Raw genomic sequence first — 26,132 nt, forward strand, 5'->3', positions numbered from 1 at the left:
TTGGCGATGGAGTCAATGTAGGAGCCGCCCCGTCTCTCATCGACCAGCACGGCTTGAGGACACCGTTCAAATAGACTGAACGCATGCCGCACACCCTCGACAAGCGCCGCGCGCTGACCCCCGAAGCCCTGTCCATGATGGACACCATCGCCCGCACCGGCAGTTTTGCCGCCGCCGCCCGCGAGATGGGACGGGTGCCGTCGGCGCTGACCTACTCCGTGCGCCAGCTGGAGGACGCGCTGGACGTGCTGCTGTTCGACCGCAGCTCGCGCCAGGCCGTGCTGACGTCCGCCGGCCAGGAGCTGCTGGTGGAAGGCCGGCGGCTGCTGCAGGAGCTGGATGCGGTGGCCAACCGCGTGCGCCGCATCGCCACTGGCTGGGAGAGCGAACTGACGCTGGTGATGGACGACGCCATCGCCCGCCGCGCCGTGTTCGACCTGATGGAGGCCTTCTACGCGCAGCGGCTGGACGACGGCACGCCGCCGCCCACGCGGCTGAAGCTGCGCGTGGAGGTGCTGGCCGGCACCTGGGAGGCGCTGCTGCACGGCCAGGCCGACCTGGCGCTGGGCGTGCCGGCCCAGTCGGCCAGCAGCACCATCCACTGCGAGCCGGCCGGCGAGCTGGAGTTCGCGTTCTGCGTCGCGCCGCACCACCCGCTGGCCGAGCTGCCCGAGCCGCTGACGGCCGCCGCCATCGCCGAGCACCGCATCATCGCCGTGGCCGACAGCGCCCGCACGCTGCGGCCCATCACTGTCGGTCTGTTGCCGGGGCAGGACGTGCTGACCATGCCCTCCATGGCCACCAAGCTGGAGGCGCTGCTGCGAGGCCTGGGCTGCGGCTCGCTGCCGGTCAGCATCGTGCGCCGCCACCTGGAGGCCGGCCGCCTCGTGCGCAAGGCCACCTACGAGGGCCGCCGCGCGGGCGTCATGCACTACGCCTGGCGCGACACGGGCCAGACGCCCGGCAAGGCGCTGGCCTGGTGGCTGGACAAGCTGCGCAGCGACGCCACGCGCAAGGCGCTGCTGGAGCAGCACGAAGGCCTGCTCCTCTAATGTACCGGGGACGATTCGCCCCCTCGCCCACCGGCCCGCTGCACGCCGGCTCGCTGGTGGCCGCGCTGGCCAGCTGGCTGGACGCCCGCGCGCACGGCGGGCAGTGGCTGGTGCGCATCGAGGACGTGGATGGCCCGCGCTGCCCGCCGGGCACGGACGCGCTCATCCTCGGCCAGCTCGCGGCGCTCGGCCTGGTGCCGGACGAGCCGCCCACCTGGCAATCCCGCCGCGGCGAGCTGTACCAGGCGGCGCTGGACCGGCTGATCGCGTCGGGCCTGGCCTACGGCTGCGCCTGCACGCGGGCCGAGATCGCCGCGGCGATGGGCCCGCGGGCCAAGCACGGCGAGCTGATTTACCCCGGCACCTGCCGGCCCGAGCGTGGAGGTACCCGCGGCCGGCCGGCACGCGCCTGGCGCTTCCGGGTGGCGGGCCACATCGACTGGCAGGACCGGCAGCTCGGCGCGCAGTCGCAGGACCTGGACGCGGAAGTGGGCGACTTCGTGTTGAAGCGCGCCGACGGCCTGTGGGCCTACCAGTTGGCGGTCGTCGTCGATGACGCCGAGCAGCGCATCACCGACGTCGTCCGCGGCGAGGACCTGGCCGACAACACGCCGCGCCAGATCGCGCTGCAGCGCGCGCTGGGCCTGCCGACGCCGCGCTACCTGCACACGCCGCTGGTGCTGGCCGCGGACGGGCACAAGCTGTCCAAGCAGAACGGCGCCGCCGCCATCGACCTGGCCGACCCGCCCGCGCGGCTGCGCGAGGCGGCCGCGCGGCTGGGGCTGCCGGCACCGGCGGCGCACCTGGGCCTGGCCGACACGCTGGCCGCCGCGCAGCAGGCCTGGGCGGCGCGGTACGGCCCGGGGCGTTGAAACGCCGACGGGCCCTCGTCGCCACCGGCTCGCCCTCGTCGCCCACGCCGGGCGCTCGTCGCAGCGCGCTGGGCACCCCGGCGGACGGTGCAGACACTGCGCCCCGTCAGCCACCCACACGCACCTCACCATGGACTACCGCAGCCTCTTCGCCATTCCCATCGCCGTGCTGGCGCTCAGCGCCAGCAGCGCCGAGCCCCTGCGCCTGCCGACCGGCTGGCAGGGCGGCGCCAGCCTCACCTGGCCGGCCAGCGCGACCTATGCCTACGGCGTGGCGCCCACCACCGAGCAGCAAGCTGCACGTGCGCTGACCGTGCAATCCCTGGGCCGGCGCCAGCCCACCGAGCTGGGCGCCGTCTGGCAGAGCGTCGTCGGCTACACCGGCAAGCGGGTGCGCTTCACGGCCGAGGTCAAGGCCACCGGCGCCGACGGCTGGGCCGGGCTGGTGGTGCGCGACGGCTTCCTGCCGCTGTACCTGCTGCCCACGAGCGCCGACGAACCCGAGCCCGCCGCGCAGGCCGGTGCCGCGGCCTGCGCGGACTGGTGCGAGGTCAGCGTCGTCGCCGACGTCCCGGCCGACGGCATGGGCGCCGCCACCGTGGGCCTGGCGCTACTGGGCAACGGGCAGGTATGGGCGCGCGGCTTCAGGCTGGAGGTCGTCGGCACCGACACGCCGCTGACGACGCACCGCTTCGCCGCCGCACAGACCGCCGCGCTGCGCGAGCTGATCGGGCGCAACCAGCGCGCCCAGGCCGGCCAGCCCACGCCGCCCAGCAACCTGGCACTGCGCTGAGCCCCGCCACACCCCGAATCAGGAGACCCTCATGGACTACCGCGCCCTGGCCCTCGTTCCCCTGGCCGCCTTCGTGCTCAGCGTCAGCGCCGCCGCGCCCCGCGTGCCGGACGGCTGGCATGTCTTCGCCATCTCGCACAGCGACAAGCCCGATACCAGCAACGGCTTCGAGATCGGCCTCACCCCGGTCGGCGACGCCGCCGGCACACCCACGCTGACGATCCGCTCGACGCGCCCCCAGTTGCCGCTGGGCCCCAACGTCGGCGCGCTGACGCAGCCGGCCTACGGCTACGCCGGCCAGCGCGTGCGCTTCAGCGCCGAGATGAGAGCCGAGGGCGCCGCGCCGTGGGCCGGGGTCTACCTCACGCCCGGCGACGGCGGCATGCTCAACCGCATGGCCGAGGGTGCCCCGGGCGTGGAGCACCGCCTGCCACCCGGCAGCGCCGTGCAGCCCGGTGGCGACTGGCAGCCGGTCAGCGTCGTCATGGACGTACCGGCCGATGCGCCGCTGATCAGCGTCGGCCTGGCGCTGGTGGGCGAAGGCCAGCTGTGGGCGCGCCAGCTTCGCTTCGACGTCGTGGGCCCCGACGTGCCCGTGACGGCCACCACGCTGAACATCGACTGGGCCCGCGCCCGCCAGAGCTTCGCCGAGAGCCGCCGCGTGATGGCGCAGGTGCCGCCGCAACCCCTCGCCAATGCCCGCCTTGACTGAGCGCCTGCCCACCCGGCTGCTGGCCACGCTGCTGCCCGGCCTGATCTTCTGGGCCGGCTGGGCGCTGGCCGCACTGCAATGGCCAGGCGCGCGCTGGCTGGTGCTGTCGGCCCAGCTGTGGCTGGCCTACAGCGCCGCGCTGCTGGTGCTGCGCTGGCGGTGGTGGCCCGTGGGCGTGCCGGTGGCCGCGGCCGCCGGCGCGCTGCTGGGGCTGGCCCTGGTGCCGGGCCCGCGCGGCGTGCCCTGGGGCCAGGCCTGGGAGGTCGCGCGGCTGGCGCTGCCGGCCTGGGGCTTTGCGGTGCTGGTGCACCTGCCGCTGCGCTGGTGGCGCTGGCGCGAGGGGCAGGCCGTGCGGCTGCGCGTGGCCCAGGCCGAACAGCAGGCGGCCATGGCCGACCTGGCCCGCCAGGTCAGCGTGGCCGAGCTGAAGGCGCTGCAGGCCCAGGTGGAGCCGCATTTCCTGTTCAACGCGCTGGCCAGCCTGCAGCAGCTGATCCGCCAGCAGCCCGCCACGGCCGAACGCTTCCTGGGCGAGCTGCACGACTACCTGCGCCTGGCGCTGCCGTCGCTGCGCGAGCCGCTGTCCACGGTCGGCAAGGAGTTCGAGCTGACCCGCGCCTACCTGACCGTGATGGCCACGCGGCTGGGCGCGCGGCTGCGATTCCACGTGCAGGCCGACGCCGACTGCGCCGCCCATGCGATACCGCCGCTGATGCTGCTGACGCTGGTGGAGAACGCGGTGCGCCATGGCATCGAGCCGCTGGCGCCGGGCGGCAGCATCCGCGTCGGCGCGCGCCGCGATGGCGAGCGGCTGGTGGTGGAGGTGGCCGACACCGGCGCCGGCCTGCAGCCCGCTTCGCCCGCCGCCGGCGCGTCGCAGGGCCTGGGGCTGGCCAACGTGCGCGACCGCCTCGCCAGCCTCTACGGCCCCGCCGCACACTTGAGCATCCAGCAGGCCGACGGTGGCGGCGTGCTGGCCCGCATCACCCTGCCCTTGACCGCCGCCGCATGAACACCCCCACCGCGCTCCTCATCGAAGACGAAGCCCTGCCCCGCCAGCGGCTGCGCGACGGGCTGGCCCAGCTGTGGCCGCAGCTGCAGGTGCTGGCCGAGGCCGAGGACGGCGACCAGGGCCTGGCGCTGGCGCTGGACCTGCGCCCCGACATCGTGTTCGTCGACATCCGCCTGCCGGGGCTGGACGGCCTGTCGCTGGCACGGCGCCTGAAGGGCCTGGCCCACATCGTCTTCGTGACCGCCTACGACGCGCACGCGGTGCAGGCCTTCGAGCACGGCGCCATCGACTACCTGCTCAAGCCGCTGGCCGAAGCCCGCCTGCGCGAGACCGTGCAGCGGCTGCAGCAACGCCTGCAGTGGCCACCGGCGCAGCTGGCGCAGTGGCTGCAGCAGTGGGCGCCGCCCACGCTGGCACCGGCCGGCGCGCCGCCGCCAGCCGCGGCACCGCTGCGCTGGCTGCAGGCCTCGCAGGGCGAGCGGCTGCACCTCGTCATGGCGGCCGACGTGACGCACTTCCGCAGCGACAACAAGTACACCTGCGCGGTGACGGCGGAGGGCGAGTTCCTGCTGCGGCTGTCGCTGCGCGAGCTGCTGGCGCAGCTGGACCCGGGTCAGTTCTGGCAGATCCACCGGGCCGTCGTCATCAACTTGGCGCATGTGGCCCGCGTCGAGCGGCGGCTCACCGGCATGGAAGTGCTGCTCAAGGGCAGCGACACGCGGCTGCCGGTCAGCCAGAGCTTCCAGTCGCGCTTCAAGCCGATGTAGCGCGGCCCAGCAGCCGCGCCAGCCAGCCGCGGGGCGCGGACGCCGGCGCCGGCCGGGCGACACCCAGCTCGTACAGCCGGTCCTCCACGGCCGCCAGCCCGCTGCGCCGCGCCGCCAGCATCGGCGTGGCCGCGTCGAATTCGGACGGCAGGTCGGGCGCCGCGCCGTTCGCCAGCAGGTACAGCGCCACCGCCTCCTGGCCCGCCAGGATGGCGGCCACCAGCGGCGTGGACAGGAACTCCGGGTGGGCGTAGTTGACGTCCACGCCCGCCTTGACGTGGTACTCGACCAGCGCGAGGTCGCCCTCGCAACCCGCCTGATACATCTCCTTCCAGTTCCCACCCGACATGACCCGTCCCTGCTGAAGCGCCGACGGCCGGACTCTATAGGCGCAGGCGACAATCGCCCGTTTCTCCAACGCAAGGATTTCCCCATGAACACCACGCCCAGCGGCCTGCAGTTCGAAGACACCGTCGAGGGTGACGGCAAGACGGCGGTGGCCGGCCAGGACGTCACCGTCCACTACACCGGCTGGCTGTGGGTCGACGGCGCCAAGGCCGCCAAGTTCGACTCCAGCAAGGACCGCAGCGACCCGTTCGAGTTCGAGCTGGGCGCCGGCATGGTCATCCGCGGCTGGGACGAAGGCGTGCAGGGCATGAAGATCGGCGGCAAGCGCACGCTCATCATCCCGGCCGAGCTGGGCTACGGCGCGCGCGGCGCCGGCGGCGTGATCCCGCCGAACGCGACGCTGTGCTTCGACGTGGAGCTGCTGGGCGTGGCCGGCGGCCCCGAGCCCGTGGAGCTGAACCTGCACACCACCTCCAGCGGCCTGCAATACGAGGACCGCACGGTCGGCGACGGCGCCGAGGCCGCCAAGGGCCAGCGCGTGTCGGTGCACTACACCGGCTGGCTCTACAAGGACGGCATGAAGGGCAAGAAGTTCGACTCCAGCAAGGACCGCGGCCAGCCCTTCAAGTTCCGCCTCGGCGGCGGCGAGGTCATCGCCGGCTGGGACGAGGGCGTGCAGGGCATGAAGGTGGGCGGCACGCGCATGCTGGTGCTGCCGCCCGAGCTGGGCTATGGCGCCTACGGCGCCGGCGGCGTGATCCCGCCGAATGCAACGCTGCTGTTCGAGGTGGATCTGTTGTCCGTCTGACGGAGCCCCTCGTCCAAGGAGTACCTTGGCCGGTCCCCCGAGGGGACGGCGATGCTTGCGGCGTCTAGCCGCAAGCACATCGCCAGACGGGCCGGCTTGGGGCGGCCCGGCGCTCGGCCCGATGAAAGCCCGACGCCCGGCGCCCTGGCTCTCGACCCGGGCAACACCCGGCGGTGGGCTACAGCTCGGTGCTGAACATCGTCGTCGGCGGTGAGTACTGCGTCAGCCGCCACGGCAGGATGCGGGAGTCCACGTCGTCGACCGGCCCCGTGAGCGGCCGGCCGGCCAGCCAGTCGCGGAGCTTGGGCAGCGGCATGGGCCGCGCGACGAGGTAGCCCTGCACCTCGTCGCAGCGGATGGTGCGGATGATGGCCAGCTCGCGCTCGGTCTCCACGCCCTCGGCCACCGTGCGCATGCCCAGCACGCGGGCCATCTGCACGATGGTGTTGACGATGGCGCGCGCATCGGCGTGCTCGGTCAGCGAGCGCACGAAGGAGCGGTCGATCTTCAGCGTGTGGAACGGGAACGCGCGCAGGTAGGCCAGCGACGAGAAGCCGGTGCCGAAGTCATCCAGCGCCACATGCACGCCCAGCTCGCGCAGCGCGTGCAGCCGGCGCAGCGCGGCCTGCGCGTCCTCCAGCATCAGCGACTCGGTCACCTCCAGGTGCAGCAGCGACGGCCCCACGCCGGCGCGCACCAGCACGCGCTCCACGCTCTCGACGAAGCCCGGCTCCATCAGCTGCAGCGGCGACACATTGACCGCCACGTTCAGCCCCGGCAGCTGGCGCGCGGCCAGGCAGGCCTGCTTCAGCGCCAGCGCACCCAGCTCGTGGATGAGGCCGCAGCGCTCGGCCGCCGGGATGAACTCGCCCGGCGAGATGGAGCCCAGCGTCGGATGCTCCCAGCGCATCAGCGCCTCGACACCCAGCGCCTGCAGCGTCTGCGAGTCGACCTTGGGCTGGAAGTGCAGTTCGAACTGCCCCTGCGCCAGGCCCTCGCGCAAGGCCTGCTCGACGGTGTGCATGCGCCGGCTGGCGGCGCCCAGCGAGCTGGCGTAGACGACGCTGCGGCCGCGCCCCGAGCGCTTGGCGTCGTACAGCGCCAGGTCGGCGTTGACCATCAGGTCCTCGACGTTGGCCACGCCCGGGTCCAGCCGCGCCAGGCCCACGCTGGCGCCCACGTGCAGGCGCTTCGGGCCCACCTCGATGGGCTCGCTGAGCCTGTCGATGATGAGCGCGGCCATCGCCTGCGGCGCACGCCGGGGCGAGGTGCCCAGGCGCAGCATCGCGAACTCGTCACCGCCCAGCCGGCCGACGAGGTCGCCCTCCTCCACCAGCGACAGCAGCCGGCCCGCCACGACGCGCAGCACCTCGTCGCCGGTGGTGTGCCCCGAGCTGTCGTTGATGACCTTGAAGTGGTCCAGGTCGATGGACAGCAGCCAGCCCGGCTGGCCCAGTGCCATGGCGGCCTGCGCGGCATTCATCAGGTTGCGCCGGTTGGCCAGCCCGGTCAGCGCGTCCTGCTCGGCCTGCAGGCGCAGCTGGTTCTCGAAGCGCTGGGCCTCGGTGATGTCGGCGATCACGCCGCGCCAGCCGCCGCCGGTGGTGCCGTCCGCGGCGGCAATGGGCTTGGCGCTCAGCGCCCACCAGCGCGCCTGCTCGCCGCGCCCCAGCTGCAGCTTGAGGTCGCGGAACGGCCGGCCCAGCGCCCAGGCGGCCAGCAGCGGCCCGGCCTGCTGCGACCGCGCGGCGAACCACTGCGGCAGCCGCACCTCGCCCAGCCGCTCCTGCGGCAGGCCCAGCAACGCGGACAGCCGCGCCGAGCGGTGCACCAGGTGGCCGGCGGCATCGGTCTCCCACAGCGCGTCGCTGGCGTTCTCCTCGAAGTCCCGCAGCAGCAGCGACACCACCTGCTGCTGCCGCGCGTGCGAGAAACGCGCCCGCAGCAGCGCGGTGGACTGCCGCGCCAGCGCCATCGCCGCCAGCGAGACGACGCCGGCATAGGCCAGCAGCAGCGCCCCCACGGCCAGGAAGATCGGATCGCCCGCCCGCCACAGCGCCAGCAGCGAGCCGGCCACGATGAGCCAGGTGTAGGCCAGGCTGGCCAGCGGCAGCATGGCCAGCGCGAACGCGCCGGCGCCCAGCATGCCCGTCACCAGCGTGGCGATCAGCACGCGCTCCGCCGGCGCAGCCGGCACAAACCACCAGGCCGCCGCCAGCCCCCAGCACAGGCCCAGCAGCGCTGCATGCCAGCTGCCACGGCGGTAGCCCTTGGCCGACACCGTGCCGGGCTTGCGGCCCCGTCGCGTCCACCAGCCGTACAGCCCCGCCGACGACAGCAGCAGCAGCAGGCCCAGCCAGCCGGCCAGCCAGGCGCCGCCGGCGCGGCCCACGGCCAGGCACACCAGGCCGCCGGCCAGCAGGTTGGCCGCCATCAGCGCCGGCGTCAGCCGCACCAATTGGTCAAGATGTTCCGCACGGACGCGCGCAGACTCCGCATCGCTGTCAACATACAGCTCGAACGTCCGCCGCAACCGCCCCCAAATCCCTTCAGCCCGCGTCATGAATGCGCTTTCTGCCGTGCTGTCCCTCTTGCGCTGCATAGTAACGAGCGACTTCACCACGATGTCATGGGACGCTGGTCTTCTGCGTGTCGTTTGCATCATCCGCCTGCCACTTGAATGGAGCACTCCGCCATGTCCGTGACCGACCAACGCCGTTCCCCGCGCGTCGAGTTCTTCCTCGTCCCCGAGGAACACGAGCAGTTGCCAGTCTGGGTCATCAAGCCCCAGAGCCTGGCCGACGCACGTGGCGGCGTGGTCGTCAACCTCAGCGAGGAAGGCCTGCAGGTCCTGGCCGCCGCCGAGCCGCCGCTGGACGCGCAGCACTACGAACTGCGCCTGCTGCTGGGCGAGGACGACGGCGTGCCGCTGTTCAGCGCCTCGGTGCGCCGCGTGTGGAGCCGGCCGCTGAGCCGCATCGTGCAGCTGTGCGGCTTCGAGTTCGAGTCGGCCCACTCGCAGGCCGAGGAGTTCCTGCGCACGCAGACGGCGCAGATCACCGCACGCAAGTGGGTGCGCTGCGTGCTCGTGGAGCGGATGACCGCGCTGGCCTGACGCCACCCCGCGGCCGCGCACAACGGCCGCGCCTGCCTAGCCGCCAACCAGGCGGCCCCTCGCCCGTGCGCCGGTGCTGATGCCCGGCGACACGGTCGCGCCCGCGTCGGGATGACGCCCGCGGCGCTCGTGCCGCTTCGCCAAAAAGTTCCGGAAACACCCGATTCGCGCCCCGCCGCCGCGGCGCCATGGCTTTTCCGCCCCTCAAATTTGGCAAAATTGATACCAACGATTTATTCGATTTCAAGACATTGCCAGCGGCAGCTCCGGACCTCCTGGGAGCGACGCCTTGCAGGCACGGCAAGAAATGATCAAAACAGCATTTTTGCGATTCACCCACCTCTTGCAGCGACCCGGCGCCGGGCGTGCTCGCCTGCCCTGGATTGCCGCGGCCTGGCTGGCAACCGGCGGCGCGCTGGCGGCCGGTGTCGTGACGGCGGCCTGGGCCCAGTGGAGCCTGGCAGGCGGCCTGCTGGCGCTGCAGGGCCTGCTGGCCCGCCTGGGCCAGGAGCCGGCCGATGCCACCGCGGCGCGGCATCGCCAGCTCACCGCCCGACTGGACGAGGCCGCCACCACCTGGGCCACCCACGTGAGCACGGCGCAGACGCAGCTGCGCGACGCGGTCGAGCAGATGCTCGCGTCGTTCGGCGACATCCTCCAGCAGCTGGACGGGCTGGCGGGCCCCGGCGACGGCAACGGCGAAGCCCGGCTGGCCCTGCTGGCGCATTGCGACGAGCAGCTGCGCGGCCTGCTGCGCAACTTCGACGGCTTCGTGCAGTCGCGCGATGAAACGCTGGGCACCGTGCGCACGCTGGGCGAGGCATCCGGGCGGCTGCACACCATGGCCGAAGACGTGTCCAGCCTCGCGCGCCAGACCAACCTGCTGTCGATCAATGCCGCCATCGAGGCGGCACGCGCCGGCCCCGCCGGCCGCGGCTTCGCCGTCGTGGCCAGCGAGGTGCGCCGGCTGTCGGCCGAGTCGGGTGACACGGGCCGGCGCATCGGCGGCCAACTGACCGACTTCAACGAACGCATGCAGCAGGCGCTGCGGCAGGCCACCAGCCAGGCAGCCCAGGACGCACAGGCCATCCAGGCCTCGGAGCAGACCGTGGGCGAGGTGGTGGCGCAGGTCAACGCCACGGTGGCCGCGCTGCAGCAGCGCAGCGCCGAGCAGAGCACCCAGGGCGAGCTGGTCAGGGCCCAGGTGGAGCAACTGCTGATGGCCTTCCAGTTCCAGGACCGCGTGCACCAGATCCTGGACCAGCTGCGCGGCTCCATGGCGCAGGCCACCGCCGTCCTGCAGGAGTCGGCCGCCGCCGACCAGGCCCCGGACGCCGACCACTGGCGCGAGCTGCTGGCAGCCGGCTACACGACGGCCGAGCAGCGCGCCGTCTCGCACGGCCAGCCCGTGCAGGCCACGCCGGCCCGAAACCTAGAGACCACCTTCTTCTGAGGAGCCCGCATGGCCAAGACCATTCTCATCGTCGACGACTCCAGTTCCCTGCGCACCGTCGTGCGCCTGGCCATGACCCGCGCCGGCTACGACGTGCTGGAGGCCGGCGACGGCCTCGCCGGGCTGGAGGCGCTGAACCAGGCGCCCAAGGTGCACCTCATCGTCTGCGACGTGAACATGCCGAGGATGGACGGCATCACCTTCGTGACGCAGCTGAAGGCCCACCCGCGCCACCGCTTCATCCCGGTCGTCATGCTGACCACCGAGGGCGAGGAGGACGCGAAGACCCGGGGCCGCCAGGCCGGCGCCAAGGCGTGGATGGTGAAGCCCTTCAACCCGCCGCAGCTGCTGGACGCCGTGTCCAAGCTGGTGCTGCCATGAGCGCCGGAGGCCCCATGGAACTGCTGCTCCCTGCCGAGCTGAGCATCTACACCGCCGCCGAGCTGCACCCGCGGTGGCTGGCCTGGGCGGCGCAGCACACCGGCCCCGACGCCACGGCAGACGCCAGCGCCGTCGACCAGGTGGACGGCGCCGGCATGCAGCTGCTGGTGGCGCTGCAGCACAGCCTGGCCGCGCGCGGCGTGGCGCTGCAGCTGCGCGCCCCGAGCCGACCGCTGCGCGAGGCCTGCACGGCCCTCGGCCTGGCCGGCTGGCTGGCGCAGACCGCGCACCACCCTACCCCGGAGGCCGCATGACCCAGGATGCCGACTTCATTGCCGAGGCCCTGCCCGCCTTCCTCAGCGAGGCCGAGGAGCAGGTCGAAAGCCTGGAGGCGCTGCTGCTGCAGCTGGAGAGCTGCCCCGGCGACATCGAGCTGCTGAACGCGCTGTTCCGCTGCGCCCACACCGTGAAGGGCTCGGCCGGCCTGTTCGGGCTGGATGCCGTGGTGGACTTCACCCACCACGTCGAGACGCTGCTGCAGCGCGTCCGCGAAGGCCAGGTGGCGCTCACGCCCGAGCTCAGCACGCTGCTGCTGCAATGCAATGACCAGATCCGCGCGCTGGTGGCCGAGGCCGGCGGCGCGCCGCAGGACGCCGACGCCGCCACGCAGCGCGACGCGCTGGTGGCGCGGCTGCAGGCTGCCGCCGGCGTGACGCCGGCCGTGGCCGCCGAACCCGGCAGCCCGATGCCCGCGCCCAACCGCCGGCCGTGGCATGTGTCCGTGGCGTTCGGCAGCGACGTGTTCCGCAACGGCATGGACCCGCTGGCCGTGCTGAACTACGTGCGCGGCCTGGGCGAGATCACCCACATCGTCTGCGACGTCGGCGGCGTGCCGCTGCTGGAGGCGCTGGACCCGGAGAGCTGCCACCTGGGCTTCCTGTTCGGCCTGGCCACGGAGGTCAGCCGCGAGCAGATCGAGGACGCCTTCAGCTTCGTGCGCGAAGACTGCCAGCTGCACGTCATCACACCCGGCGCCACGCCGGCCCAGTTCGCCGACCTGATCGACGCCATGCCGGGCAACCCGCGGCTGGGCGAGATCCTGGTGGCCGTGGGCGCCATCAGCCCGGCCCAGCTGCAGCAGGGCCTGCGCAGCCAGCAGGCAGCGGCCGCGCAGGGCGAGCCGGCGCTGCTGGGCCAGCTGCTGACCGAACAGACCGGCCTGGCCCCGCAGGTGGTGGATGCCGCGCTGCGCAAGCAGCGCCGCCAGCGCGCCGACGCGCCGGCCACCGCAGCGGGCGACGACCACCGCTTCATCCGCGTGCAGGCCAACCGGCTGGACGCCGTCATCAACCTGCTGGGCGAGCTGGTGATCGCCGGCGCCGGCGCCGCGCTGCTGGCCCGCGAGACGCAGCAGCGCCAGCTGATGGAAGCCAACGAGCAGATCAGCCGCCTCATTGAGGAGATCCGCAACGGCACGCTGCAGCTGCGCATGGTGCCCATCGGCGAGACCTTCGCGCGCTTTCGCCGCGTGGTGCGCGACACCGCCGCCGAGCTGGGCAAGGACGTGCAGCTCGAGATCCAGGGCGGCGAGACCGAGCTCGACAAGAGCGTCGTGGAGCGCATCGCCGACCCGCTGATGCACCTCGTGCGCAACGCGCTGGACCACGGGCTGGAGACCGCCGCGCAGCGCGAGGCGGCAGGCAAGCCGCCACAGGGCCGGCTGACGCTGTCCGCCCGCCACGAGGCCGGCAGCATCGTCATCTGCATCACCGATGACGGCCGCGGCATCCAGCGCCACAAGGTGCTGGAGCGTGCCTGGGCGCGCGGCCTGGTGGAAGCCGGCGTCGTGCCGGACGACGAGGCCATCCTGCGCCTCATCTTCGAGCCCGGCTTCTCCACGGCCGAGAAGGTCACCAACCTCAGCGGCCGCGGCGTGGGCATGGACGTCGTGCGCAGCAACATCGAGGCGCTGCGCGGCAGCGTGCTGCTCGACAGCACGGAGGGCCGGGGATCGAACATCGAGATCCGCCTGCCGCTGACGCTGGCCATCATCGACGGCTTCCTGATCTCCGTCGGCGACGCGCGCTTCATCTTCCCGCTCGATACCGTCGTGGAGGTCATCGAGGGCCGGGCGGGCGACGCCACCCTCGACAGCCGCGGGCGCGGCGTCGTCGAGCTGCGCGGGCAGGTGCTGCCGGTCGTCAGCCTGCGCACGCTGTACGACATCGGCGGGCCTGTCGCCGCGCGCGGCAGCATCGTCGTGCTGAAGTCGGGGCATGCCCGCTTCGGCGTGCTCGTGGATGCGCTGCTCGGCCAGCACCAGACGGTCATCAAGCCGCTGGGGCGGCTGTTCCGCAGCCTGCGGGGCGTGTCGGGCTCCTCCATCCTGGGCAACGGCGAAGTCGCGCTGATCTTCGACGTGCCGGCGCTTGGCCAGCTGGCCGCCGAGCCGCGTCGCCCGAGGCTGGCCAGCCCCCCCATCGCCGAACGCACATCTTCCTGATCCGGCAACCGCAACCGCTGCAAAGGACAACCCACATGACTTCCCCCTCCTGGATCGCCCGCCTGCTGGCCGGCAAGGAACTCCACGCCGCCGAGAACGCCCGACTGGCCGCCGAGGCAGCGCGCGCCGATGCCGAGAGCCGCCTCAAGCTCGCACAAAGCGAACTGCAGGTGCGCACCGACATCATGAACATCACCAGCATCGTGTCGGAGGCGGACAAGAAGGGCGACATCCTGTCCATCAACGAGAAGTTCCTGCAGGTCTCCAAGTACGGCCGCAGCGAGCTGATCGGCCACGGCCACAACACCACACGCCACCCCGACATGCCCAAGGAGGTGTTCAAGCAGATGTGGTCCACCATCGGCCGCGGCGAGATCTTCCGTGGCGTCGTCAAGAACCGCGCCAAGGACGGCACGCCCTACTACGTCGACGCCGTCATCGCCCCCATCCTGGGCGACAACGGCAAGCCGATGAAATATCTCGGCGTGCGCTACGACATCACCGAGCAGGAGATCGAGCGCCAGAACGCCCGCGGCATCCTGGCCGCCATCGATCAGAGCTACGCCTTCATCGAGTTCGACCTGACGGGCCACGTCCTGCACGCCAACGACAACTTCCTGAAGACCCTCGGCTACAGCCTGGAGGAGGTCAAGGGCCGGCACCACCGCATGTTCTGCGACGCACCGTTCGCCGCCAGCGCCGAGTACGCGCTGTTCTGGCAGGACCTCAACGCCGGGCGGCCGCAGAACAACGTTTTCCGCCGCATCGCGAAGTCGGGCCAGGAGGTGTGGATCCAGGCGGTCTACGCGCCGGTCAAGGACGAGATGGGCCGCGTCGTGAAGGTCGTCAAGATCGCCACCGACGTGACGGAGCAGATGCGCGCCACCCGCATGCTCAACGAGGCCGTCGCCCAGGCGGAGCAGGTGACCAGCGCCGCCCGTGAAGGCGACCTGGCGCAACGCATCCCGATGGACGGCAAGTCGGGCGCCGTGCGGACGCTGTGCGAGGGCGTCAACGCGCTGATGGAGACCACGGCGGTCATCTTCGACGACGTGGGCCGGGTCTTTGGCGCGCTGGCGGAAGGCGACCTCTCGCAGCGCATCACCCACGCCTACGCCGGCGTGTTCGCCAAGGTGCGGGACGACGCCAACGGCACCGGCGAGAAGCTCGCCGCCGTCATCGAGGAGGTGCGCAGCGCCGCCGACGCCCTGACCGGCGCCGCCGGCCAGGTCAGCGCCACCGCGCAGAGCCTGTCGCAGTCGGCCAGCGAGCAGGCGGCGTCCGCGGAACAGACGACCGCCTCCGTCGAGATGATCTCGGCCAGCATCGGCCAGAACAGCGACAACGCCCGCGTGACCGACGGCATGGCCACCAAGGCCAGCCGCGAGGCCGCCGACGGCGGCGTGGCCGTCACGCAGACCGTGACCGCGATGAAGCAGATCGCGCAGAAGATCAGCATCGTCGACGACATCGCCTACCAGACCAACCTGCTGGCGCTGAACGCCGCCATCGAGGCCGCCCGTGCCGGCGAGCACGGCAAGGGCTTCGCCGTCGTCGCCGCCGAGGTGCGCAAGCTCGCCGAGCGCAGCCAAGAAGCCGCCAAGGAGATCGGCGACCTCGCCGGCAACAGCGTCAGCACCGCCGAGCGCGCCGGCAAGCTGCTCGACGAGATCGTCCCCAGCATCCAGAAGACCAGCGAACTGGTGCAGGAGATTGCCGCGGCCTCGCAGGAGCAGAGCGAGTCGGTCTCGCAGATCGGCGACGCCATGGGCCAGCTCAGCAAGGCCACGCAGCAGAACGCCAGCGCGTCCGAGGAACTGGCCGCCACGTCCGAGGAACTGTCCAGCCAGGCCGAGCAGCTGCAGCAGTCCGTCGCCTTCTTCACGACCCGCGTGGAAGGCAGCGCGAGGACATCGAACCGCCCCGGCGCCGCGCCCTTCGTCGAGCGCCGCGCGCCCCACTCACCCATGCGCGGCCAGCCAGGCCCGCGCACGCCCATCAGCACCGCGCAGGCCACTGGCACACACGGCAACTTCCGCCCGTTCTGAACCGCACCGAGAGGCAACCCATGACTGCTACCACCCCCTGGCTGACCCGCATGCTGGCCGGCGATCGCATCGACGCTGCCGAGCAGGCCCGCGCCACCGCCGACGAGGCCCGCAGCGCAGCCGAGCAGGCCCGTGCGGCCGCCGAACGCAGCTGCGATGAGCTGCGGACCGAGCGTGACGAGATGCAGGCGCGACTGAAGCTCGTCGAGGCGGAACTCAAGGTGCGCACCGACATCATGAATGTCACCAGCATCGTGTCGGAGGCGGACAGGAAGGGCGACATCCTGTCCATCAACGAGAAGTTCCTGCAGGTCTCCAAGTACGGCCGCAGCGAACTGATCGGCCACGGCCACAACACCACGCGCCACCCCGACATGCCCAAGGAGGTGTTCAAGCAGATGTGGTCCACCATCGGCCGCGGCGAGATCTTCCGCGGCGTCGTCAAGAACCGCGCCAAGGACGGCACGCCCTACTACGTCGACGCCGTCATCGCCCCCATCCTGGGCGACAACGGCAAGCCGATGAAATACCTCGGCGTGCGCTACGACATCACCGAGCAGGAGATCGAGCGCCAGAACGCCCGCGGCATCCTGGCCGCCATCGACCGCAGCTACGCCTACATCGAGTTCGACCTCGACGGCCAGGTGCTGACGGCCAACGAGAACTTCCTCGCCGTCATGGGCTACAGCCTGGACGAGGTGAAGGGCCACCACCACCGCATGTTCTGCGATGGCGCGCTCTCCGCCAGCCCGGCCTACGCCCAGTTCTGGCGCGACCTGAACGCCGGCAAGCCGCAGAACGACGTGTTCCACCGCATCAACAAGGCCGGCCAGGACGTGTGGATCCAGGCCGTCTACGCGCCGGTCAAGGACGAGATGGGCCGCGTCGTGAAGGTCGTCAAGATCGCCACCGACGTGACCGCGCAGGTGCGTGCCGCGCGCATGCTGGACGAGGCCGTGGCCCAGGCCCAGCAGGTGACCAGCGCCGCACGCAGCGGCGACCTGTCGCGGCGCATCCCCATGGATGCCAAGACCGGCCAGGTCGCCTCGCTGTGCGAGGGCATGAACGCGCTGATCGAGACCACGGCGGTCATCCTGGGCGACGTGGGCCGCGTGTTCGCCGCGCTGTCCACCGGCGACCTGTCGCAGCGCATCACGGCCGACTACAGCGGCGTCTTCGGCGGCCTCAGGGACGATGCCAACGCCACGTCCGAGAAACTCGCGGCCGTCATCGCCGACGTCGGCCGCGTCTTCGGCGGTCTGGCGGCCGGCGACCTCACGCAGCGCATCACCGCCGAGGTGGACGGCGCCTACGAGCAGGTCAAGAACGACGCCAACAGTACCTGCGAGAAGCTCGCCGCCGTCATTGAGGAAGTGCGCAGCGCCGCCGACGCCCTGACCGGCGCCGCCGGCCAGGTCAGCGCCACGGCGCAGAGCCTGTCGCAGTCCGCCAGCGAGCAGGCCTCGTCGGTGGAGGAGACCACCGCGTCCATCGACATGATGTCGGCCAGCATCGGCCAGAACAGCGACAACGCCCGCGTGACCGACGGCATGGCCACCAAGGCCAGCCGCGAGGCCGCCGATGGCGGCGTGGCCGTCACGCAGACCGTGACCGCGATGAAGCAGATCGCGCAGAAGATCAGCATCGTCGACGACATCGCCTACCAGACCAACCTGCTGGCGCTGAACGCCGCCATCGAGGCCGCCCGCGCCGGCGAGCACGGCAAGGGCTTCGCCGTCGTCGCCGCCGAGGTGCGCAAGCTCGCCGAGCGCAGCCAGGAAGCCGCCAAGGAGATCGGCGACCTTGCCGGCAACAGCGTCAGCACCGCCGAACGCGCCGGCAAGCTGCTCGACGAGATCGTTCCCAGCATCCAGAAGACCAGCGAACTGGTGCAGGAGATCGCCGCGGCCTCGCAGGAGCAGAGCCAGTCCGTCACGCAGATCGGCGGCGCCATGGGCCAGCTCAGCAAGGCCACGCAGCAGAACGCCAGCGCGTCCGAGGAACTGGCCGCCACGTCCGAGGAACTCTCCGGCCAGGCCGAGCAGCTGCAGCAGACGGTGGCGTTCTTCAACACCCGTGGCGAAGGCGGCGTCGGCCAGGTGCCCAGCCGCTACGACGCGCAGCCCTTCGTCGAACGCCGCGCGCCCAATTCGCCGATGCGGGGCAACGCGCCGCGCAACACCGGCACGACACGCCTGCAGGCCACCGGCACGCACGGCAACTTCCGCCCTTTCTGACATCCGGAGGCCGGCATGAATCACACCGTCGATGCAGCCGCCGAGGCCGCAAGCCAGGCGCGCCAGTTCCTCAGCTTCACGCTGGGCGCGGAGCTGTTCGCCCTGGACATCCGCACCGTGCGGGAGATCATCCAGCACGGCGCCATGACGCCGGTACCGCTGATGCCCGACTTCGTGCGCGGCGTCATCAACCTGCGCGGCGCCGTGGTGCCCGTCATCGACCTGCAGGCCCGCTTCGGCCGCGGCGCCGCCAGCGTGGGCAAGAAGACCTGCATCGTCATCTTCGACGCGCTGCGCGACGGCGAGCGGGTCGAGCTGGGGCTGATGGTGGACGCGGTCTGCGAGGTCATCTCGCTGGAGCCCGGCCAGATCGAGCCCGCCCCGCCGTTCGGCGGCACCACCCGTCGCGACTTCATCGCCGGCATGGGCAAGCGCGGTGAGCGTTTCCTCGTGCTGCTGGACCCCGACCGCGCGCTGGACATCGACGAGATGGCCGCGCTGTGCGAGAGCGGCCAGCTCGCGCTGGCAGCCTGAGGTCGCCAATGGCCTCCATTCCCCTGTCCGACCGCAGCTTCACCCGCATCGCCCGTCTGATGCACGGCAGCGTCGGGCTGTCCTACGGGCCCAACAAGAAGTCGCTGATGCACTCGCGCCTGGCCGGCCGCCTGCAGCGCCTGGGCCTGGCCGGCTTCGACGACTACATCGACCTGCTGGAGAGCGCCGACGACGGCGGCGAGTTCCAGATGGCCGTGGACCTGCTCACCACCAACGAAACCTACTTTTTCCGCGAGCCCGCCCACTTCGCGCTGCTGCAGGCCGAGCTGCAGCGCACCCGGCCCCAGCAGCTCGCAGTCTGGAGCGCCGCTTCCTCCTTCGGCGACGAGGCCTACAGCGCCGCCATGCTGCTGGCCGACCTGGAGATGATGGGCAGCGTCGGCCCGGACTGGTCGGTGCTGGGCACCGACATCAGCGAGCGCGTGCTGCAGAGCGCCGTGCAGGGCATCTACCCGGCCGACCGGCTGCGCGAGGTGACGCCGCAGCGGCTCAAGCGCCACTGCCTGCGCGGCGAGGGGGACAGCGAAGGCCTGGTGCAGGTGCGCGAGACGCTGCGCGAACGCGTGCGCTTCGGCCAGCTCAACCTGTGCGCCGCCATCGAGCCGCTGGGCCCGTTCGACGTCGTCTTCCTGCGCAACGTGCTGCTGTACTTCGACGCCAAGACCAAGAGCGCCGTCGTCGACCGCGTGCTCGCGCAACTGCGCCCGGGCGGGCTGTTCTTCCTCGGTACCGCCGAAGGCCGCGTGCCCTGCAAGACGCCGCTCACCGTGCTGGCCCCCGGGGCCTTCCGCAAGGAGGCCCGCCCATGACACCCCTGCGCGTGACGCTGCACCCCGGCGACGTGGCCTGCGTGGACCGCGGCGACCGGCTGGAGACGCTGCTCGGGTCGTGCGTGGCCATCGTGCTGACCGACCCGCGCCGCACCGTCGGCGCGATGTGCCATGTGGTGCATGCCGGCGCCCCCGCCGCCAGGCACGACACCGCCTACGGCGACGGCGCGCTGGCCGAGATGGCGCGCCAGCTGCGCAGCCGCGGCATCGACCCCCGGCAATGCCAGGCCTGGGTCTACGGCGGCGGCAACATGTTCCCGGGCCAGGTGGGCGACACGGCGGCCCAGGGCAACGTCGGCGCCGCCAACATGGCCTGGGCTCTGGCCGCCCTGCAACGCGCCGGCGTCCACGTGATGGGCGCCTCGGTGGGCGGCCACGCTTACCGCAAGCTGCGCTGGACCGTCGGCCCCGAGGCGCCCGAGGTCGAGGCCGTGCACATGGCGCCGCCCCCCGCGCCGAAAGCGAGCACCCCATGATCAAAGTCTTCGTCATCGACGATTCCGCCGTCGTGCGCCAGACCATGGCGGCCCTGCTGCAGGGCCAGCCCGACATCGAGGCCACCGGCAGCGCGCCCAACCCGCTCCTGGCCGCACCGCTGATCCGCAAGCGGCGCCCCGACGTGCTGCTGCTGGACATCGAGATGCCCGGCATGGACGGCCTGACGTTCCTGCGCCAGCAGATGGCCGAGGCGCCCATCCCGACGGTCATCTGCTCCTCGCTGAGCACCGAGGGCAGCCGCATCGCGGTGGACGCGCTGGCGGCGGGCGCGGTTGCCGTGATCGCCAAGCCGCGCCTGGGGCTGCGCCAGTTCCTGGAGGATTCGCGCCGCGAACTCATCGCCACGCTCAAGGCCGCCGCGCGCTCGCGGCCGCGCATGGCGCGCCTGCCGCCCGCCGCCGCGGGCAGCACCGCGCCGCGCGGGCCCGTCGCCGTGCCGGGGCTGCACGCGCTGTCGGTCAACAAGCCCGTCGTCATCGGCAGCTCCACCGGCGGCACGCAGGCCATCGAGCACATCCTGCGCTCGCTGCCCGCCGACGCGCCCGGCATCGCCATCGTCCAGCACATGCCCGAGCGCTTCACCGCCATGTACGCGCAACGGCTGGACGGCCTGTGCAACATGCGCGTGCGGGAGGCCCGCGACGGCGACCGGCTGGAGCGCGGCGTCGTGCTCATCGCGCCGGGCGGCAAGCACATGAAGCTGCGCAAGAGCGCCGGCCAGTACTACGCCGTGGTGCTGGACGGCCCGCCGGTGAACCGCCACAAGCCGTCGGTGGACGTGCTGTTCCGCAGCCTGGCCGAGCACACCAACGGCGACGCGCTGGCCATCATGCTCACCGGCATGGGCGACGACGGCGCCCGCGGCATGAAGCAGCTGCACGACCTGGGCGTGCGCACGCTGGCGCAGGACGAGGCCAGCTGCGTGGTGTTCGGCATGCCCATGGAGGCCATCAAGCTGGGCGCCGTGGACGAGGTGCTGCCGCTGGACGGCATGGCCGATGCGGTGACCCGCTTCGACGCGAGGGGCTGACCAACCACGCCCGCCCGGCGCTCGGCCCGATGGCGCCGCGCGTCAAACTGGGCTACGGTGGCACCGTCACTTCAGCCCCTGCCCTTCATGCTCGAAACCGACCAGTTGCTGCGCTACTGGACCCTGTCGCAATGGCAGGCCAACCTGCTCGTGCTGCTGCACCTCGCGGGCGCCGGCCTGCTGGGCCTGGTGCTGGGCTACGAGCGCGCCTTCCACGGCCGTGCGGCCGGCATGCGCACCTACGCGCTGGTCTGCATGGCCTCCACCGCCGTCATCGTGCTGCTGGGGCTGCCCCACCAGTGGTTCGGCGGCAGCGCGGGCACCGTGCTGCCGGCGCTGATGGACCCGACCCGCGTCATCCAGGGCGTCGTCACCGGCATCGGCTTCCTGTGCGCCGGCGTCATCATGCGCGAGGGCATGAACATCTCCGGCCTGACGACGGCCGCGTCCCTCTGGGCCGCATCGGCCATCGGCATCGTGCTGGGCATGGGGTTCTACTTCGCCGCCATCACGCTGACGCTGCTGTGCGCCTCGCTGATGATGTGGGGCGCCCGGCTCGAAGCCGCGCTGCCCTCGCACCCCGCCATCGCCGTGCACCTGCGCGGCGAGCCCGGCCGCACGTTCGCGCAGGCCGAACTGGTGGCGTTTGCGGCCGGCCTGGGCTACGACTTCGCGCCGGGCTCGGTCAGCATCGAGTGCACCGACGGGCAGCAGGAATGGCGCTTCGTCTGCACGGCACGGCAGAACTACGGCCGCGAGACGCTGTCGCGTTTCGCGAGCCGGCTGCCCGAGCTGCCCGGGCTGGCGGGCTACCGCGTCGCGCACGCCCGCAACTGAGGCGGGCTCAGAGCAGGCTCACGCCGGCCAGGTTCAGCAGCGAGGTCTCGCGCATCAGCCGCACGAAGTCGGCCAGGAAGGGCTTGGCCGCCAGGCCCGGCGTGCTGACCGCGTACAGCCGCCCCGTCAGCCCGCCCTCGCCGATGCGCTGCCGCGCCACGTACCCGCGCGCCAGGTAGCCCTCCACCGCCCACAGCGGCAGCGCCGCGATGCCGCGGCCGCTGGCCACCAGCTGCAGCATGGCCACCGTCAGCTCGCTGGTGCGGCGCGGCGGCGTGATGCCGGCGGGCTGCAGCACGCGGCGCACCAGGTCCAGCATGTCGTCGGGCACCGGGTAGGTGATCAGCGTCTGGCCGGCGAAGTCCGCCGCGTCCAGCCAGGGCCTGCCCAGCAAGACATGCCCCTTGGGCAGCAGCGCGACGATCTCGAAGCTGAACAGCGGGTGCACGACGACGCCGGTCTCGTCGGCATCCACGTCAGACACGATGGCCAGCTCGGCGCGGTCCTGGTGCAGCAGGCCCACGGGGTCGGCCTGGAAGCCGGACACGATGTCCAGCTCCACCTCTGGCCAGCGCTCGCGGAAGGCGTCCATCGCCGGCATCAGCCAGTCGAAGCAGGTGTGGCATTCCACGGCGATGCGCAGCTGGCCGGCCGAACCGTCCACCAGACGGCGCACGTCGCGGTCGGCCTCGTCCACCTGCGGCAGCACGGCGTCTGCCAGCTTCAGCAGCCGCTGGCCGACGACGCCGAACACCAGCGGGTTGCTCTTGCGTGCGAACAGCTCGGCGCCGTAGTGCTCCTCCAGGCCCTTGAGCTGGTGGGACAGCGCCGACTGCGTCAGGTTCAGCAGCTGCGCCGCGCGGGACAGGTTGCCGGCCTCGCGCAGCGCGGCCAGCGTGCGCAGATGGCGCAGTTCGAGCGGTGTTTGCATGAGCGGAACTGTTGATGAACCCGAAAACGTTTCGTTTGATTCATTGTGCCCGACTGAGGATCATCACGAATCGAATTCAGCATCACTCGATTCAACATGATCAAGACTCATATCCTCGGCTTCCCCCGCATGGGCCAGCACCGCGAACTGAAGACGGCTCTGGAGCGCCACTGGCGCGGCGAGCTGCCGGCCGCCGCGCTGGAAGCCCAGGCCGCCGCACTGCGCGCCCGCCACTGGGCGCTGCAGCGCGACGCCGGGCTGGACCACGTCACCGTGGGCGACTTCGCGCTGTACGACCACGTCGCCCAGCTGATCCAGCTGTTCGGCTGCGAGCCGGCCCGCTTCGGCTTTACCGGCCAGGAGCCGCCGCTGCAACGCTACTTCACGATGGCCCGCGGCGCGGCGGCCCACGACGCGCCCTGCGGCTGCGGCAGCCCGCACGGCGACGGCGTGCCCGCGCTGGAGATGACCAAGTGGTTCGACACCAACTACCACTACCTCGTGCCCGAGTTCGACGCCGCCACCGAGTTCAGCCTGCACGCCGACCGGCTGCTGGCCGAGGTGGACGAAGCCATCGCGCTGCCCGCCAGCCCCAAGGTCGCGTTGCTGGGGCCGGTGAGCTTCCTGTTTCTCGGCAAAAGCAAGCAGGACGGCTTCGACCGCCTGGCGTTGCTCAAGCGCCTGCTGCCCGCCTATGAACAGCTGCTGACCCGCCTGGCCGCCCGCGGCGTGACCTGGGTGCAGCTGGACGAACCCATCCTCGGGCTGGACCTCACGCCACCCTGGCAGGACGCGCTGCGCCAGGCCTACGCGCGCCTGGGCGTCGTCGGCCAGCCGCTGCTGCTGGCCACCTACTTCTCGCCGCTGGCCGACAACCTCGACCTCGCCTGCGAACTGCCCGTGGCCGGCCTGCATGTGGACGCCGTGCGCGCGCCGGCCGAGCTGCTGCCGGTGGCGCAGCGCCTGCCGCGGGACCGCGAGCTGTCCGTGGGCATCCTGGACGGCCGCAACATCTGGCGCAGCGACCTGGACGCCGCGCTGGCCACGCTGCGCCAGGTGCAGCAGCTGCGCGGCGGGCGGCTGTGGGTGGCGCCGTCGTGCTCGCTGCTGCATGTACCGTTCAGCCTGCGGCACGACGCGGCGCTGGACACCGAGCTGCAGTCCTGGCTGGCCGGCGCCGTCGAGAAGCTGGACGAGCTGCGCGTGCTCAAGCGCGCGCTGTGGGGCGATGAAGCCGGCATCAGCCGCGAGCTGGCCGAAGCACGCGTCGCCCGCGCCACGCGCATCAGCAGCCGCCGCGTGCGCAATGCGGCCGTCGCCGCGCGGCTGAAGGCGCTGCCGCAGAACGCCGACCAGCGCCGCTCGCCCTTCCCCACCCGCCAGGCCGCGCAACGCCAGCGGCTGCGGCTGCCCACCTTCCCGACGACCACCATCGGCTCCTTCCCGCAGACGCCCGAGATCCGCGCCGCCCGCGCCGCCTTCAAGCGCGGCGAGCTGTCCGAGGTGGTCTACCGCGACGCCATGCACCGCGAGATCGAACTCGCGGTCGCCAAGCAGGAGGCCCTCGGCCTGGACGTGCTGGTGCACGGCGAGGCCGAGCGCAACGACATGGTGGAGTACTTCGGCGAACAGCTCGCCGGCTTCGCCTTCACGGCCAACGGCTGGGTGCAGAGCTACGGCTCGCGCTGCGTGAAGCCGCCGGTGCTGTTCGGTGACGTGTCGCGCCCCAAGGCCATGACGGTGGACTGGACCGTCTTCGCGCAAAGCCTCACGTCCAAGCCGATGAAGGGCATGCTGACCGGCCCCATCACCATCCTGCAATGGTCCTTCGTCCGCGACGACCAGCCGCGCGCCGACACGGCGCTGCAGATCGCGCTGGCCATCCGCGACGAGGTGGCCGACCTGGAAGCCGCCGGTATCGCCGTCATCCAGATCGACGAGCCGGCCATCCGCGAGGGCCTGCCGCTGCGCCGCGACGCGTGGAGCCCCTACCTCGCCTGGGCCACCCGCGCCTTCCGCGTGGCCGCCAGCCCGGTGCGCGACGACACGCAGATCCACACCCACATGTGCTACTCGGAGTTCAACGACATCCTCCCCGAGATCGCCGCGATGGACGCTGACGTCATCACCATCGAGACGAGTCGGTCGGACATGGAACTGCTGCGCGGCTTCGGGCAGTTCCGCTACCCCAACGAGATCGGCCCCGGCGTCTACGACATCCACTCGCCGCGCGTGCCCGACACGGCGGAGATGCTGCGCCTGCTGAAGAAGGCCGCCCAAGTCATTCCGCCGGGGCTGCTGTGGGTCAACCCGGACTGCGGGTTGAAGACGCGGGGGTGGGTGGAGACGGAGGCGGCGCTCGCGAGGATGGTGGAGGCGGCGAGGGAATTGCGGCGGGAAGAAGCGCTCGTCGGCTGATGCACTCCAAGCCAGCTGAGATAAAGGAGCGGTGCTGGACGGCTGCTTTCCCTGACTCGTTGGTGGCGATCCGGCTGGCATCATTGCGCGGACTGGCGGCGCCAAAAGAAGTCCCCAAGAACTTGTAACTGCGCGCCGCTTTTGCCGGAAATTTAATGCTGTATGAAATGCGGCAAAGCGGGAGATTTTCTGTGTCGACTCAAGCACTTGCCTACGATGGCATCACCCGTTTTAGGGCGCATCGCGCCTGCTTAGGTGGCGTCGCCTGTCTCCCGAAAACACGTTCAGCAGCACACCGTGCGCACTGATTCCGCAACGATTGATCTCACCCAGGCGCAGACAGCGCTGTTCGTCCGACAGGCGCTCGCGAAGTTTGCTGGAATCCCTTTTGGCGACGAAATCACGTGGGGCGACCTTCATGAATCCATCTGCGGCCCGGCCAAGCGGGCGTTGCCTAGGAGCGTCATACTTCGCGGCCTTCCGAGGCTTGCCGTGATGCTTCCGCAGGAAGAGCGGCACTTACGCGATTTGCTGCGAGAAATGGCGGCCGCACGTCCCGATGTCCAAGTTCGAGTAGCCATTCACGAATGAGCATGTGGCTGAACCCATTGCTGCATCGGACGGCTTCGCCGCCCGCTGAGCGCCGACGTTAGACATCAGTCATGCGCCTTAAGTCGCCCGAGTACGACGCCTTCCTGAAGGAGGTTGAAGCTCGACACAGCGTCACGCTCTATGTCGTTGCTGGTGCCAGCCTACCAATTGAGCTTAGTTCGCTAAGTATTTATGTGGACGGCAATATTCAGCGAACACCGCTCCGCCTCAGAGAGCGGGCGACGCGAACAACTGAAGTCATTCTGACCCTGTCCCCGTTTCAGTACCGCTCGGAAGTAGAACTTTCCGGCTCCTCTGACATCGCCGCAGCCGCCTGCAGG

At 71.4% G+C, this 26,132-nt stretch carries 25 protein-coding genes and 1 pseudogene; 23 read left to right on the forward strand and 3 right to left on the reverse strand.

The annotated features are described in order from the left end of the window. Positions 1 to 83 precede the first annotated feature (83 nt). From AC1Q7O_RS17350 to AC1Q7O_RS17375, 6 genes are all read left to right on the forward strand, one after another. Positions 84 to 1,052, forward strand: a complete 969-nt coding sequence (locus AC1Q7O_RS17350; RefSeq protein WP_492660876.1) for a LysR family transcriptional regulator — start codon at positions 84 to 86, stop codon at positions 1,050 to 1,052. Then, entirely contained in the window at positions 1,052 to 1,924 is an 873-nt protein-coding gene (gluQRS, locus tag AC1Q7O_RS17355; RefSeq protein ID WP_492660875.1) for a tRNA glutamyl-Q(34) synthetase GluQRS, read from the forward strand. The genes AC1Q7O_RS17350 and gluQRS overlap by 1 nt, the downstream gene beginning before the upstream one ends. A gap of 130 nt (positions 1,925 to 2,054) precedes the next feature. Beyond that, the gene (locus tag AC1Q7O_RS17360) at positions 2,055 to 2,717 is read left to right on the forward strand and encodes a hypothetical protein (RefSeq protein WP_492660874.1); all 663 of its coding nucleotides are present in this window, start codon (positions 2,055 to 2,057) and stop codon (positions 2,715 to 2,717) included. Between the two features lie 31 nt (positions 2,718 to 2,748). Continuing rightward, positions 2,749 to 3,429 carry a hypothetical protein gene (locus tag AC1Q7O_RS17365; RefSeq protein WP_492660873.1) on the forward strand — a complete coding sequence of 227 codons (681 nt, stop codon included), beginning with the start codon at positions 2,749 to 2,751 and terminating at the stop codon, positions 3,427 to 3,429. Then, a complete protein-coding gene (locus AC1Q7O_RS17370; RefSeq protein ID WP_492660872.1) occupies positions 3,422 to 4,441 on the forward strand; it encodes a sensor histidine kinase in 1,020 nt (339 codons plus the stop codon). The genes AC1Q7O_RS17365 and AC1Q7O_RS17370 overlap by 8 nt, the downstream gene beginning before the upstream one ends. Continuing rightward, positions 4,438 to 5,208, forward strand: a complete 771-nt coding sequence (locus AC1Q7O_RS17375; protein WP_492660871.1) for a LytR/AlgR family response regulator transcription factor — start codon at positions 4,438 to 4,440, stop codon at positions 5,206 to 5,208. Before AC1Q7O_RS17370 ends, AC1Q7O_RS17375 begins: the two co-directional genes overlap by 4 nt. Here the strand turns inward: AC1Q7O_RS17375 and AC1Q7O_RS17380 are convergent. After that, positions 5,195 to 5,557 carry an ankyrin repeat domain-containing protein gene (locus tag AC1Q7O_RS17380; protein ID WP_492660870.1) on the reverse strand — a complete coding sequence of 121 codons (363 nt, stop codon included), beginning with the start codon at positions 5,555 to 5,557 and terminating at the stop codon, positions 5,195 to 5,197. The two genes, AC1Q7O_RS17375 and AC1Q7O_RS17380, sit on opposite strands and share 14 nt — an antisense overlap. An 84-nt stretch (positions 5,558 to 5,641) precedes the next feature. On the opposite strand from AC1Q7O_RS17380, the pseudogene AC1Q7O_RS17385 reads away from it, so the two are divergent. Then, a pseudogene (locus AC1Q7O_RS17385) lies at positions 5,642 to 5,986 on the forward strand (FKBP-type peptidyl-prolyl cis-trans isomerase); the annotation flags it as partial. Between the two features lie 30 nt (positions 5,987 to 6,016). Continuing rightward, positions 6,017 to 6,364, forward strand: a complete 348-nt coding sequence (locus AC1Q7O_RS17390) for an FKBP-type peptidyl-prolyl cis-trans isomerase (protein ID WP_394513351.1) — start codon at positions 6,017 to 6,019, stop codon at positions 6,362 to 6,364. 178 nt (positions 6,365 to 6,542) lie between these two features. Here AC1Q7O_RS17390 and AC1Q7O_RS17395 read toward each other — a convergent pair whose 3' ends face one another. Then, the gene (locus AC1Q7O_RS17395) at positions 6,543 to 8,819 is read right to left on the reverse strand and encodes a putative bifunctional diguanylate cyclase/phosphodiesterase (RefSeq protein WP_492660869.1); all 2,277 of its coding nucleotides are present in this window, start codon (positions 8,817 to 8,819) and stop codon (positions 6,543 to 6,545) included. Between the two features lie 240 nt (positions 8,820 to 9,059). On the opposite strand from AC1Q7O_RS17395, the gene AC1Q7O_RS17400 reads away from it, so the two are divergent. The 12 genes from AC1Q7O_RS17400 (at position 9,060) to AC1Q7O_RS17455 (ending at position 21,851) form a co-directional block, all read left to right on the forward strand. Continuing rightward, the gene (locus tag AC1Q7O_RS17400) at positions 9,060 to 9,479 is read left to right on the forward strand and encodes a PilZ domain-containing protein (RefSeq protein WP_492660868.1); all 420 of its coding nucleotides are present in this window, start codon (positions 9,060 to 9,062) and stop codon (positions 9,477 to 9,479) included. Positions 9,480 to 9,822: 343 nt separating this feature from the next. Beyond that, a complete protein-coding gene (locus AC1Q7O_RS17405) occupies positions 9,823 to 10,932 on the forward strand; it encodes a methyl-accepting chemotaxis protein (RefSeq protein WP_492660867.1) in 1,110 nt (369 codons plus the stop codon). Between the two features lie 9 nt (positions 10,933 to 10,941). Next, positions 10,942 to 11,313: a response regulator gene (locus AC1Q7O_RS17410; protein WP_492660866.1), complete on the forward strand. Its 372-nt coding sequence runs from the start codon at positions 10,942 to 10,944 to the stop codon at positions 11,311 to 11,313. Between the two features lie 14 nt (positions 11,314 to 11,327). Next, positions 11,328 to 11,627 carry an STAS domain-containing protein gene (locus AC1Q7O_RS17415; protein WP_492660865.1) on the forward strand — a complete coding sequence of 100 codons (300 nt, stop codon included), beginning with the start codon at positions 11,328 to 11,330 and terminating at the stop codon, positions 11,625 to 11,627. Beyond that, positions 11,624 to 13,816 (forward strand): chemotaxis protein CheA, encoded by a 2,193-nt coding sequence (locus AC1Q7O_RS17420; protein WP_492660864.1) that lies wholly within the window; start codon positions 11,624 to 11,626, stop codon positions 13,814 to 13,816. The genes AC1Q7O_RS17415 and AC1Q7O_RS17420 overlap by 4 nt, the downstream gene beginning before the upstream one ends. 35 nt (positions 13,817 to 13,851) lie before the next feature. Then, entirely contained in the window at positions 13,852 to 15,864 is a 2,013-nt protein-coding gene (locus AC1Q7O_RS17425; RefSeq protein WP_492660863.1) for a methyl-accepting chemotaxis protein, read from the forward strand. A gap of 20 nt (positions 15,865 to 15,884) precedes the next feature. Beyond that, positions 15,885 to 18,101 carry a methyl-accepting chemotaxis protein gene (locus AC1Q7O_RS17430; protein WP_492660862.1) on the forward strand — a complete coding sequence of 739 codons (2,217 nt, stop codon included), beginning with the start codon at positions 15,885 to 15,887 and terminating at the stop codon, positions 18,099 to 18,101. 15 nt (positions 18,102 to 18,116) lie between these two features. Further along, positions 18,117 to 18,635 carry a chemotaxis protein CheW gene (locus tag AC1Q7O_RS17435; protein WP_492660861.1) on the forward strand — a complete coding sequence of 173 codons (519 nt, stop codon included), beginning with the start codon at positions 18,117 to 18,119 and terminating at the stop codon, positions 18,633 to 18,635. An 8-nt stretch (positions 18,636 to 18,643) separates the two neighbouring features. After that, positions 18,644 to 19,465 (forward strand): CheR family methyltransferase, encoded by an 822-nt coding sequence (locus AC1Q7O_RS17440; protein WP_492660860.1) that lies wholly within the window; start codon positions 18,644 to 18,646, stop codon positions 19,463 to 19,465. After that, entirely contained in the window at positions 19,462 to 19,962 is a 501-nt protein-coding gene (locus tag AC1Q7O_RS17445; protein ID WP_492660859.1) for a chemotaxis protein CheD, read from the forward strand. The genes AC1Q7O_RS17440 and AC1Q7O_RS17445 overlap by 4 nt, the downstream gene beginning before the upstream one ends. Further along, positions 19,959 to 21,014 carry a protein-glutamate methylesterase/protein-glutamine glutaminase gene (locus AC1Q7O_RS17450; RefSeq protein WP_492660858.1) on the forward strand — a complete coding sequence of 352 codons (1,056 nt, stop codon included), beginning with the start codon at positions 19,959 to 19,961 and terminating at the stop codon, positions 21,012 to 21,014. Before AC1Q7O_RS17445 ends, AC1Q7O_RS17450 begins: the two co-directional genes overlap by 4 nt. 87 nt (positions 21,015 to 21,101) lie before the next feature. Next, positions 21,102 to 21,851: an MgtC/SapB family protein gene (locus AC1Q7O_RS17455; RefSeq protein ID WP_492660857.1), complete on the forward strand. Its 750-nt coding sequence runs from the start codon at positions 21,102 to 21,104 to the stop codon at positions 21,849 to 21,851. 7 nt (positions 21,852 to 21,858) lie between these two features. Here the strand turns inward: AC1Q7O_RS17455 and AC1Q7O_RS17460 are convergent, their stop codons facing one another. Next, complete coding sequence (locus AC1Q7O_RS17460) at positions 21,859 to 22,782, reverse strand: LysR family transcriptional regulator (protein WP_492660856.1); 924 nt, start codon at positions 22,780 to 22,782, stop codon at positions 21,859 to 21,861. Positions 22,783 to 22,878: 96 nt separating this feature from the next. Between AC1Q7O_RS17460 and metE the strand changes: the two genes are divergently transcribed. The 3 genes from metE to AC1Q7O_RS17475 form a co-directional block, all read left to right on the forward strand. Beyond that, positions 22,879 to 25,200 (forward strand): 5-methyltetrahydropteroyltriglutamate--homocysteine S-methyltransferase, encoded by a 2,322-nt coding sequence (gene metE / locus AC1Q7O_RS17465; protein ID WP_492660855.1) that lies wholly within the window; start codon positions 22,879 to 22,881, stop codon positions 25,198 to 25,200. A gap of 297 nt (positions 25,201 to 25,497) precedes the next feature. Beyond that, positions 25,498 to 25,791 carry a hypothetical protein gene (locus AC1Q7O_RS17470; protein WP_492660854.1) on the forward strand — a complete coding sequence of 98 codons (294 nt, stop codon included), beginning with the start codon at positions 25,498 to 25,500 and terminating at the stop codon, positions 25,789 to 25,791. Positions 25,792 to 25,862: 71 nt separating this feature from the next. After that, on the forward strand, positions 25,863 to 26,132 hold a 270-nt coding region (locus AC1Q7O_RS17475; RefSeq protein WP_492660853.1), incomplete at its 3' end, for a hypothetical protein.

Source organism: Roseateles sp. GW823-FHT07B05 (assembly GCF_058794515.1).